The following is a 12,129-nucleotide window of genomic DNA, read 5'->3' on the forward strand; positions in this document are numbered from 1 at the left end:
ATGCAAAAAGAAAATTCACCCTTGGTATCCGTAATTATTATAACGTATAATAGTTCGAAATACATATTGGAAACGTTGGAAAGCATAAAAGCTCAAACGTGGGAAAACATTCAGCTAATAGTGACTGATGACGCATCTAAGGATAATACGGTTCAGGTTTTTTCGGACTGGATAGACAAAAACCGGGAACGTTTTTCCGATGTAAAAATAATTACCGTACCTCAAAACACGGGAATATCGGCAAATTGCAACCGCGGGTTACTGGCAACCGATGGGGAGTGGATCAAGTTAATAGCCGGAGACGATGCTTTAATGGAGAATTGTATTGCCGACAATTTAGACTACGCGCGACGTTTTCCCGAAGCCTCTTTCATCGTGTCCGAAATGCAAGAGATGGACGAAAACGGAGTGATAACAAAAGAAAACACGACAAATGAAAGTTTGGCGTTTCTTACCAAAAAAAAATCAACCAAAGAACAATTGAAATCTTATGCGCGATGGCCGGAATTTTTAAACACACCCACTTTTTTCTATAAACGCGAATTGATGCATTTGGTTGGATTCTGCGATGAAGAATTCAAAATTTTTGAAGATACCACAGTGATTTTCAATATTATTGGTAAAAACATTAAAATCCATTACTTGAATAAACCTACGGTAAAGTATAGAATCCACCCGAACTCTATATCACGTAACGATTCAATTAACGAAAGAAGAGAAAAAGAAGCGCTCCAAATTTTCAAAAAATACCGGAAAAAAAATCTGAACATATTCAATCCGCTCGACTTGTCCGTTTACTACGAGAATTGGTTGAGGTTCAAGTATAAAGGATTTTGGGGAGTGAGGGGCGATTCGGTTTTGCGCAAATTCAGCCTTTTTTACTGGTATCTGAAACTCAACGGTGTGAAAAACTATTGACGACAATTTAAAAATGAACGGGAAGATAAAAATATTGTGGTTTTGCAGTGATCGTTTTACGGGGCAAAAAACCAGAGAAACAGGCTCATGGCTGCATTCAATGTCTAAGGGCCTCATCGAATCCGGTGAAATAGAACTGTACAATATCACTCAAGGCAACGTTAAACAAACCGCAAGAGATGAATATTTATCCATTAATCAATGGGTATTTCCAAAGTCGAAATTAAACAGGAAAGGGCTTCCACCTAAAAAAACAGTGCAGGCCATTCAAAACATTGTTGCAGAAATTCAGCCCGATATCATTCATGTGTGGGGTACTGAAGCGCACTGGGGACTGCTTACCGCACGGGATATTGTCAAAGGCACAACACTGCTCGAGATACAAGGATTAAAATTTGAAATCAGCAACTATTTTTATTCGGGATTATCTGCGATGGACTTATGCTCATCCATTTACATAAAAGATATCTTAAAACCACTGACCTCCATTTTTGGCCGGAAAATATCATTCAAAAATTGGGGAAATTTTGAGAAAGAGATGATTGCAAAACACAATTATATCAATACACAATCAGAATGGGTGAGAATAACGGTTGAAAGGATAAACAGAAAAGCAGTGAAGTACAACACTGTAATGTCGTTGCGTGATGAATTCATCGTTGCTAAAAAGTGGGATATTGATACCTGTACACGCAACCGGTTATTTACATCAACATCTTCATTGGTGTCCTACAAGGGATTGCATGTATTAATTGACGCTGTTGAGCTTCTGGTGAAAGATTTTCCGGATATCCATCTGAATATCGCATCCAGTCTCGATTATGGTCTTCGACGCGATGGCTACACCCGGTTTATATTTAAGAAGATAAAGAAAAAAGGGTTGACAGGACACGTAAACTGGCTTGGTTCGTTAACCGCTCCTGAAATAGTCAACGAACTGCGTTCCGCTCATGTAACCGTTGTGCCCTCATTTGTAGAGTCATACAGTTTGGCCGCGGAAGAATCAATGTTCGTAGGCGTTCCCACGGTTGCTTCTTTCGCAGGAGCAATGCCGGAACTTGGGAAACACCGCGAATCGATATCCTTTTTTCAACCGGGCAGTGCCAACATGTGCGCTTCTGAAATAAAAAAAATTTTGGAGAACGACACAATAGCCGTGAAACTGTCTGACGAGGCGTACAGAAGCAAACAAGACAAACGGAACGACAAAGCCATTAAAGAACAGATTAGCATATACAAAGACATTCTTAATAAGCGTTTTGCATAAAAATTCAACTCAGATGAGTAGTACAGTCAATAAACAAATAGTACGACAGACAATACCCGTTACCATTTTTCTGATAACGATCTACTCGGTTGTGATTTATATCAAAGGCGGTGTTCCATTGGCTTCGGCTATGAATAACACAACCTTATGGTGGGGAATTTCCGCCATTATTTTGATATTGTTCCTCTTATCAAAATACTTTTTTTTCGACAAGATTAACGAAAATAAAATGCGTATTATTTGGATTTATCTTATTTGGAACGCGATCTGTATCGTCAGAGGAATGTTTGTGGCAGAAATATACTGGGATTGGAAAGCGTTAATTGGCAACACAATGACGCTCATGTTGCCGATTGTGGCATATTCAGCGACCAATAAGGTAATCGTGCAATCGTTGCTTGTGTTTTACGTCAAATATGCCCTGCCCCTCTTCCTGCTGTTTGCCGTCATAATAAGAACCGACGCGTATGGATTTTACCTGATTCCGGTAAGTTTTTTATTGTTGTTTTTGCCCGCATTGACCAAACGGCAGAGAATCATCCTGTTAGTATGTACGGCTGTTGTATTTTTGGCCGACTTGGGCGCGCGCAGCAACGTGTTAAAATTTGGTGTTCCGATCTTAATTCTGGGCGTGTATTATACTCGGGAATTGATTTCGGTTAAACTTCTTGAAGCCGTCCGCCTGGCATTATTTATCATACCGGTAACGCTGTTTGTGCTGGGGGTTACCGGAACATTCAATATCTTCAAGACAGACGACTACGTTAAAGGGGACTACACCGCGACGGGTACCGACATGCAAGGCAACAAAGTTGAGGAAAACATAATGGCCGACACAAGGACATTTATCTATGAAGAGGTACTAAACTCGGCTATTGATAACAATTATTGGTTATTCGGCCGGACACCGGCACGCGGAAATGATACGGATTGGTTTGGTGCGCGAAATTTTGCCATAACGGGAAGATACGAAAGATTGGAGAACGAAATAGGGTTGGCTAACGTATTTACCTGGACTGGCGTTGTGGGTACAATTCTTTATTCGATTCTTTTTTTTCAAGCTTCGTTTCTCGCCGTAAATAGATCAAAGAACATTTATGCAAAAATGTTGGGAATTTATGTTGCTTTCCGTTGGCTATTTTCGTGGGTGGAAGATGTCAATAATTTCTCTCTCAACTACTTTATGCTGATGATCATGATAGGATTGTGCTTCTCGCACTCATTTCGGCATATGACGAATAATGAAGTTGCCTTTTGGGTACGCGGCATTTTTGATGCCCGGTATGTACGTTTTCAAAATTATCTTATTAAAAAAAGGAAAAATAATGAAAAATCAGCGAGTGGCCGTTCTACTGACGTGCCACAACAGAAAAGCTAAAACGCTCGATTGCTTGGCATCGTTTTACCGGGCAGTATTTCCTTCGGAATATACATTCGACATATTTTTGACCGATGACGGCTCTACCGATGGAACGGGAGAAGCGTTAAAAAAACTATACCCGCAAATAACTCTCATACAGGGAAGCGGCAACTTGTTCTGGGCGGGAGGAATGCGCATGGCGTGGGAATCTGCTATGAGAGAATGCTCATACGATGCTTTTCTGTTACTTAACGACGATGTGATGTTAAATTCCGATTTTTTGCTGAACCTAATGAAAACAGAAGAACATTCTCTCCAAAAAAGAGGGAAAAAGGGGATTTATTCCGGTGCGACAGTCGACGAAACAACAGGCATAGTGTCGTACGGAGGCTCTAAAATAAAAGCGAATCACATTGTCATGAAAAGTCAACTGTTATCGCCGCGGGAGTTTCCGCAGGAATGTGAAATTACCAATGCAAACATTCTGTGGATTAGTAAAAATGTGGTGGACGCGGTTGGCATTTTTGATGATAAGTACATACACGGCATAGCCGATTATGACTATTCTTTACGGGCTTACAAAAAAAATATTCCTGTTTACCTGGCTCCCTCTGTATGTGGAACATGCACCAATGATCACGGAAAAAACTGGAAGAAAGGAGATGTGCCGTTAAAGGAGCGCGTGGCTTACCTGAAAAGTCACAAGGGACTGGCCTACAGAGAATACATGTATTACTTAAAGCGGCATTTCCCCCTGTTCGTCCCATACTCATTTTTTATGTTGTGGATGAAAACTTTTTTTCCGTTTTTTTGGGATCGATTCAAAAAAACCGAGGTTATGGCTAATAACTATCCAATTGAAAAGAAAAAAAATTATGCCTAAAAAGAAAATGTTGATATTTCATCAGGTGTTGGCGACTTACAGGATTGATCAATTCAACTTGCTCAACGAGTTATTCGATTTGGAGGTAGTGTATCTTTATGACAGCATGCAGGGCCTTAAAATAAACCAGAAAATATTGGAAGAGCAGTGCAACTTTCGCTTTTCCTATTTTCTTCGCGGCATAAAATACGGAGATAGGGTATTCCGTTTTGGGATATACAAAAAAGTAAGGCAAGCGAAACCCGATATCATCATGAGCTATGAATATTCGCTCGCTACACAATACCTCCTTCTATTAAGATCGTTAGGACTCATTCATCAACAAATAGGCACCATGGTCGACGACAGCATGGATATGTGTCACAACGTGCAGTCCAAAGCCCGTGAGCTTGTACGAAACCGAACAGTGAAAAGAGTGGATTTTCTGGTGGTGATGTCTCACGAGGTTGCCCGTTTTTATCGATACAAATTCAGTCTCGACGAACAACAAATTATTGTTTCTCCCATAGTACAACTAACGGAAAGGCTGAGAAAAGAGCCTGACAGAGTGGAGGCTTACGCGCAAAATCATGTGGAGAAACACAACCTCAGAGGAAAAAAGATTTTGTTGTTTGTCGGACGTTTTGTACCCGCGAAAGCTTTGCCTCTTTTTTTAAACAACATCTCTTCCATTCTACAAGAGAGAGTCGACACCAGACTGGTGCTTGTTGGCGAAGGAGCCGAAAAAGAAGCGTTAAATACAATCATTAAGGAAAAAAACATTGAAGACAAGGTACTATTTCCCGGAAAATACCAAGCGCAGGAACTCTATGGCTGGTATACGAGTGCGTCGGGATTTGTGCTGCCAAGTTTATTTGAACCTTTTGGGGCAGTGGTTAACGAAGCATTAATCTTTGGACTACCCGTTTTGTGTTCGCGATTAGCAGGAGCCACCTGCTTAATCAACACTGAAAATGGATTGATATTCGATCCCTCGGACAAAGAAGATACCGTACAAAAATTAAACTCGTTTATGGAAAAGATGAAAGTGGTTGATGATGTTAGTTTAACAAATAAACCTCCATTAATTGAAGACTTTAGGGATGATTTCAGGAAAGAATGGAAAAAACTGGCATAAGTAAAAAATTACGAAGGTACAAGATGATAAATTTCTATTCAGATTTATACGAAAGGCAGCAATGAAAACAACAAAGTCGAAAAATATTCTTTTTATGATTCACTTGCCTCCTCCGATGCAAAACTCATCCATTATGGGTGAACTTGTTAAAGAAAGCCAGATAATCAATAATTCGTTTCATAGCAGATATATTAATTTACTCTTATCCCGAACTGTAAATGAAACCGGTAAAGCGAGCATTGCCAAGTTTGTTCGATTCATCATAATTTGGTTCGACCTTTTGGGTAAACTTATCTACAGTAAACCTAATCTTTGCTATTACACCTTATCAGTCAGCGGCATAGCTTTTTACAAAGATTGTGCAATGGTGGTATTATTACGTATTTTTCAAATAAAAACATTATATCATCTTCATTACAAAGGCATTAGAAATAACCAGAAAAGGAAGATAAACGGTTTTTTATATCGGTATATATTTAAAAATTCCAGCGTAATTCTTCCAACCGAGCAATTGTATCTGGATGTGGAAAAATATATTTTGCCCTGGAATGTCTATTATTGTCCCAATGGAATTAAGGATTACCAGATGGAAACAAAGCTTATGTCGATACCTGAGAGCAAGATTTTAAAAATACTTTTCCTATCGAATCTATTGACAACGAAAGGAGTTTTCGATTTAATTGAAGCTTGTTCTATTCTGAAAGAAAAAGGATGCGATTTCAAATGCGATTTCATTGGAGGAGAAGGAGATATAACTGAAAAACAATTCAACACCCACGTTAAACAAAAAGGATTAACAGAGAATGTGAAATATAGAGGAAAGCGGTTTGGGAAACTCAAAGAATTGGCCTATGAGCAGGCAGATGTTTTTGTGCTCCCTACTTATCATCCTAATGAATGCTCTCCATTGGTTATTTTGGAAGCAATGCGACATAGTTTGCCGGTTATATCCACCTTCGAAGGAGGAATACCGGAAATGGTAAAAGACGGAATCAACGGATTCCTGATTCCTCAACGTAACGTCATTGCACTGGCAGAAAGGTTGGAATTTCTGGTGCGGTATCCACAATTGCGAAAGCAGATGGGGAGAGACGGAAGAATGAAATACGAGAATAACTTTACCCTCGGTATTTTTGAACACAAGTTACTTTCCATTTTACAAGATGCGATTAAATAACCCATATTTGTTAGAAAATGCTTACAGACACGACCAAAACACTGTACAGAAGATATTTTGACTCCGACCCAAGCCCGTTCATTTCAGAAGCATTTCTCGGGCTCGTAGAGAATAAGACCGAGCGGCTGATCAGGCTGATGGACGAAGAGGAAAGATCTATCGGATTAATTCTGGGTCTGAAAGAGGATGTTCTTTGTTCACCTTTCTCAGCTCCCTTTGGCGGGTTTCATTACACTCACGAACACGTATTGTACAGTGTTGTATTCAATTACCTTTCCGACCTAAAAAAATTTGTTAGCGAACAGGGGTTCAAGCGGGTTATTATCACCTTACCGCCCAATCCCTATCAGAACAACATGAATGCTAAATTTATAAATGCGTTTGTCAGGCTGGGATTCACAATGGCAACCCCCGATATCCAGAATTGCGTAAACCTGAAAAAATTTGACGGGACCTGGATAAAAAATACCGTGGGACAGAATTGCAGAAGAGCAATAAAACATCGGCTTTCCTGTAGCATTGTAACCGACGAAGCGTCCATGAAAGATGCGTACGATGTGATCTTCCGAAACCGTGTCGATCAAGAAAGGGAGATACACATGACCCTAAAAGACATATTAAGAGTTAATGAAATCTTGCCGGTCGATTTCTTTCTGGTAAAAGACTACGACGAAAGCAACATAGGTGCCGGCATTTTTTACAGGGGACACAGCAAGATCGTTCAGGGCATTTTCCTGGGCGACGACATGGAAAAAAGATCGCTGGGGATAATAGACTTCCTGGTCATGAATATCTACGAACACTATAAAAAGATGGACTTCGATTACATCGATCTGGGAATATCCAGCATGTGCGGAGATCCTAACGTCGGATTAATCCGGTTTAAAGAAATCCACAACTGTGAGACATCACTCAGGTTCACCTTTTGGTGGAGCCCTGACAACAATCAATCATTTCAAATTAACCCTAAAAAATAAGCAATATGTTACACGAATTCAATTTATTCAATGGACCTTTGCAAGAAATGAGCCAATCAAAAAAGCTAATTACTACGCTCAATGCTCATTCGTTCAATACACTCCACAAAGACATATTTTTCAGGGAAGCCCTGAAATCGAGCGACATGCTGCTCCCCGATGGAATAAGCATTGTTTTGGCGCTTCGTTTATTGATAGGCGAGAAATTAAAAAAAATAGCCGGAGACGATTTATTTCGGTTCGAAATGGATCGGATCCACTCTACAAAAGGGAAATGTTTCTTTCTGGGAAGTTCGGAAAAGACGTTGAACCTCATCCGGGAGAGAGCGGAGAAGGAATATCCCGACGTAGAGATCTACAGCTACTCACCGCCGTATAAACCGGAATTCAGCGAGGAGGAGAGCCAAAGGATGGTGGACGCGGTCAATGAAATCGGGCCCGATGTCCTCTTTATCGGCATGACTGCGCCAAAACAAGAGAAATGGGCATATAAATATTTCCCTCAACTAAACGCCGGACATATCTGCTGTATTGGCGCAGTGTTTGATTTTTATGCGGGAACCGTGAAAAGGGCACCCGGCTGGATGATATCGATAGGAATGGAATGGTTTTACCGCTTAATTAAGGAACCTAAGCGTATGTGGCGCAGGTATCTTGTTGGAAACACCGTATTTATTAAACATATTTTGATGGAAAAACTGGTGACGCTCTATCATTATAAAAACACTCAACCCCGTGTAGTATTACGCGATTTACTCTAAAAGGCCGAAAGACAGGACGCCCTGTTTTTCAGCATAAACGCAGCACAGCATGTTCAATGTATTCTTTTTTATTTCGTAGTTATGGAAACAGATCACCCGGGAATAAGGTTCTTTTATCTTCTAATAGACTTGCTTCTTTTGAACTTGGCGGTTTTTATTGTTTTCCAGTTCAGTCCGGTTCACGATTATATGGACGTACCCCGAAGGAACCTGTATTATTTACACGCGAATATTTCGGGAATCATTGCCTATACCTTGTACGGCAAAAGAAATTTTTTCTTCACCGACAAGTACAGGTACAGGTTGAGAATTATCAGCATACGTTTCCTTGTTTTGATCATCACTCTGTTTGCGCTGGGAGAGATTTTTCTTCCCAAGGGATATCACCGGGTGTTTTTGTTGGAGTATGTGGCGTTTTTTTTCCTGTTTAAGGTAGTCGTGTTTTATTTCATTTACCAACTCCACCGCTATCGCTACGCGAAAGGATATTCATTCAACAGGGTGGTCATACTGGGTGCGAACAACTCGAGCCGGGTAATTGGAAAAATACTCAACAACAACCCTACGCTGGGATTCAAACTGGTGGGTTATATTTCTGACAAAGGGAACGGTGCCGGCGAAGACCTGCTGGGAGGGTTGACGGAGTTGCCCGCTTTGGCAAAGGATCACGAAATAAACATGATCTTCGTGACCAACCCCAAGTACTTTACCCTGAAAAACACGAAAGGACTCCTCGCCCTGTGCAATAAAACCGGACTGAGAGTGCGGTATATCCTCATGAACGGGTACTGGAACAAGTGCATGTACCGAAAGGTAGAGTCCGCCCGTTTCTTCGAGATGTTCAACCCCCAGCAGATCCCTCTGGACGACCTGACGTTGCGCCTGAAAAAAAGGGCATTCGACGTCGTCTTTTCATCGGCAGTCATTCTGTTTATCTTCAGCTGGTTGCTTCCCCTGCTAAGCATCATTATCAAGCTAAACTCAAAAGGGCCTGTGTTTTTCGTTCAGCAACGGACGGGAATAAACAACAAGACATTCAACTGTATCAAGTTCCGGACCATGAAGGTGAACCATGAAGCAGATACGAAACAGGCCGTGAAAAATGACAACCGGATAACCTCCATCGGGAATTTTTTACGCAAGTACAACATCGACGAACTGCCTCAGTTCTTTAATGTTCTCGTGGGGAATATGTCTGTGGTCGGGCCGCGTCCGCACATGCTCAAGCATACCGAACAGTATTCCGCTTTGATTGAATATTACAAGGTGCGCCATTTCGTGAAGCCGGGCATTACCGGCTGGGCACAGGTAAATGGCTACCGGGGACTCACCGACGAGCTTTGGAAAATGCAAAAAAGAGTAGAATACGACATGGAATACCTGGAAAATTGGAACTTCCTATGGGATATCAAGATTATTGTGATGACCCTGATCGGTAAGAACGCGTATAAAAACGCCATGTGAAAAATTTACGATATATTTGCATTTTAATTACAACAGATAAAATCATGACAAAAGTAGCATTAATTACAGGTATAACGGGACAAGACGGATCCTACCTGGCTGAATTTCTAATAGACAAGGGATACGAAGTCCACGGGTTATTACGCCGCTCATCATCATTCAATACGGGCCGCATCGAACACCTGTACCTGGACGAATGGGTAAGGGACATGCACCGGAAAAGGCTGGTGAACCTTCACTATGCCGACATGACCGACTCCAGCTCACTGATTCGGGTCATACAGACCGTGCAACCCGGTGAGATCTACAACCTGGCTGCCCAAAGCCACGTCAAGGTGAGTTTCGACGTACCCGAATACACAGCCGAAACCGACGCTGTTGGTACGCTCCGCTTGCTGGAAGCAGTCCGGATTCTCGGACTGGAGAAGAAAACGAGGATCTACCAAGCCTCCACCTCAGAGCTCTACGGCCTGGTGCAGGAGGTACCCCAGAAGGAGACTACGCCCTTTTATCCACGCAGCCCATACGGCGTAGCTAAACTCTACGGTTACTGGATTACGAAGAACTACCGTGAATCATACGGGATGTTTGCCGTGAATGGCATTCTTTTCAACCACGAGAGTGAACGGCGCGGAGAGACCTTTGTCACCCGGAAAATAACAATTGCCGTTGCCCGGATTGCCCAACAGATGCAGGACAAACTTTACCTCGGGAACCTGGATGCCTTGCGCGACTGGGGGTATGCAAAAGATTACGTGGAATGCATGTGGCTGATGCTCCAGCACGACACTCCGGAAGATTTTGTCATCGCCACAGGCGAGATGCACAGCGTTCGTGATTTTTGCGCGCTCGCTTTTGCTGAAGCCGGCATTCAACTACGGTGGGAAGGTAAAGGGATCAATGAAAAAGGAATAGACACCGCTACGGGAAAAACCCTGGTAGAAGTGGATCCCAAATACTTCCGCCCGGCCGAGGTGGAACAGCTTTTGGGAGACCCCACCAAGGCGAAAACTCTTCTCGGTTGGAATCCCCGGAAAACTTCCTTCGGGGAACTGGTGAAATTAATGGTAAAGCACGACATGAAGTTTGTGAGAAAACTGAAAGTCAAAGACGAAATAGACAATGAATAAAGGGAGCAAAATATACATTGCCGGCCACAACGGGTTGGTCGGTTCCGCCATCCGGAAGAACCTGCAGGAAAAAGGCTATACAAACCTCATCGGCCGTTCTCACGGGGAACTGGATCTGTTGGATGGTGCTGCCGTAAAAGCGTTTTTCGAAAAAGAAAAACCCGAATATGTATTTCTTGCTGCCGCCTACGTGGGCGGGATCGTTGCCAACAATACCTACCGGGCCGACTTTATCCACAAGAACCTCCAGATCCAGAACAACGTTATCTACGAAAGCTTCCGGAACGATGTGAAGAAACTGTTGTTCCTGGGCAGCACCTGCATCTATCCCAAGGAGTCCCCACAGCCGATGAAAGAAGATTACCTCCTTTCGTCCCCCCTCGAATATACGAACGAGCCCTATGCCATAGCCAAAATCGCCGGGCTGAAGATGTGCGAAAGCTTCAACATCCAGTACGGGACAAACTATATCGCGGTAATGCCGACCAACCTTTACGGGCTGAACGACAACTTCCACCTGGAAAACAGCCACGTGCTCCCGGCCATGATGAGAAAAATGCACCTGGGCAAATGCCTGTACGAAAGCGACTGGGAGGCCGTAAGGAAAGACCTCGGAAGAAGGCCGTTGGACAACACCGACGAGGCAAGCACAACGGACGATATCATCAACGCATTGAGCAAACACGGCGTCTTTCCCGCTCACATAGAACTCTGGGGCACAGGACGGCCCATGCGGGAGTTCCTGTGGAGTGAAGACATGGCCGACGCTTGTGTCTTTATCATGGAGAACGTGAATTTTGACGACCTGAAACAAGACAAGAAAGAGGTCCGCAACTGCCACATCAATATTGGAACGGGCAGGGAGATCAGCATAAAGGATCTTGCAGAAACCATAAGAAAGATTATTGGCTATCAGGGAGAGATCTGCTTCGATGCGTCAAGACCCGACGGGACGATGCGAAAGCTGACCGATGTTTCAAAATTAACATCGCTGGGCTGGCAATACAACGTTGAGATCGGGGAAGGCATAGGCCGGATGTACAATTGGTATGTAACCGATCAAGAATAAATAAAA

At 42.7% G+C, this 12,129-nt stretch carries 11 protein-coding genes; all 11 read left to right on the top strand.

What is annotated here, in order from left to right:
* The gene (locus AACM02_RS10775) at nucleotides 1–918 is read left to right on the top strand and encodes a glycosyltransferase (RefSeq protein ID WP_339116970.1); all 918 of its coding nucleotides are present in this window, start codon (nucleotides 1–3) and stop codon (nucleotides 916–918) included.
* 13 nt (nucleotides 919–931) lie between these two features.
* Complete coding sequence (locus AACM02_RS10780; protein ID WP_321578576.1) at nucleotides 932–2,185, top strand: glycosyltransferase; 1,254 nt, start codon at nucleotides 932–934, stop codon at nucleotides 2,183–2,185.
* A 13-nt stretch (nucleotides 2,186–2,198) separates the two neighbouring features.
* Complete coding sequence (locus AACM02_RS10785; protein WP_321578577.1) at nucleotides 2,199–3,563, top strand: hypothetical protein; 1,365 nt, start codon at nucleotides 2,199–2,201, stop codon at nucleotides 3,561–3,563.
* Nucleotides 3,511–4,428, top strand: coding sequence for a glycosyltransferase family 2 protein (locus AACM02_RS10790; protein WP_339116971.1), 918 nt, complete (start codon nucleotides 3,511–3,513; stop codon nucleotides 4,426–4,428). The genes AACM02_RS10785 and AACM02_RS10790 overlap by 53 nt, the downstream gene beginning before the upstream one ends.
* Entirely contained in the window at nucleotides 4,421–5,545 is a 1,125-nt protein-coding gene (locus AACM02_RS10795; protein ID WP_321770554.1) for a glycosyltransferase, read from the top strand. Before AACM02_RS10790 ends, AACM02_RS10795 begins: the two co-directional genes overlap by 8 nt.
* Nucleotides 5,546–5,606: 61 nt before the next feature.
* Nucleotides 5,607–6,722, top strand: coding sequence for a glycosyltransferase family 4 protein (locus tag AACM02_RS10800; RefSeq protein WP_339116972.1), 1,116 nt, complete (start codon nucleotides 5,607–5,609; stop codon nucleotides 6,720–6,722).
* 17 nt (nucleotides 6,723–6,739) lie between these two features.
* Nucleotides 6,740–7,699, top strand: a complete 960-nt coding sequence (locus AACM02_RS10805) for a hypothetical protein (protein ID WP_339116973.1) — start codon at nucleotides 6,740–6,742, stop codon at nucleotides 7,697–7,699.
* Between the two features lie 5 nt (nucleotides 7,700–7,704).
* Nucleotides 7,705–8,460, top strand: coding sequence for a WecB/TagA/CpsF family glycosyltransferase (locus AACM02_RS10810; protein ID WP_339116974.1), 756 nt, complete (start codon nucleotides 7,705–7,707; stop codon nucleotides 8,458–8,460).
* Between the two features lie 81 nt (nucleotides 8,461–8,541).
* On the top strand, nucleotides 8,542–9,924 hold the full coding sequence (locus AACM02_RS10815) for an exopolysaccharide biosynthesis polyprenyl glycosylphosphotransferase (RefSeq protein ID WP_339116975.1): 1,383 nt from the start codon (nucleotides 8,542–8,544) through the stop codon (nucleotides 9,922–9,924).
* 44 nt (nucleotides 9,925–9,968) lie between these two features.
* Nucleotides 9,969–11,054 carry a GDP-mannose 4,6-dehydratase gene (gene gmd / locus AACM02_RS10820; RefSeq protein WP_339116976.1) on the top strand — a complete coding sequence of 362 codons (1,086 nt, stop codon included), beginning with the start codon at nucleotides 9,969–9,971 and terminating at the stop codon, nucleotides 11,052–11,054.
* Nucleotides 11,047–12,123 carry a GDP-L-fucose synthase gene (locus tag AACM02_RS10825; protein WP_339116977.1) on the top strand — a complete coding sequence of 359 codons (1,077 nt, stop codon included), beginning with the start codon at nucleotides 11,047–11,049 and terminating at the stop codon, nucleotides 12,121–12,123. Before gmd ends, AACM02_RS10825 begins: the two co-directional genes overlap by 8 nt.
* The last annotated feature ends 6 nt before the right edge of the window (nucleotides 12,124–12,129 follow it).

The organism is Petrimonas sp. (assembly GCF_963921705.1).
Taxonomy (GTDB): domain Bacteria; phylum Bacteroidota; class Bacteroidia; order Bacteroidales; family Dysgonomonadaceae; genus Petrimonas; species Petrimonas sulfuriphila.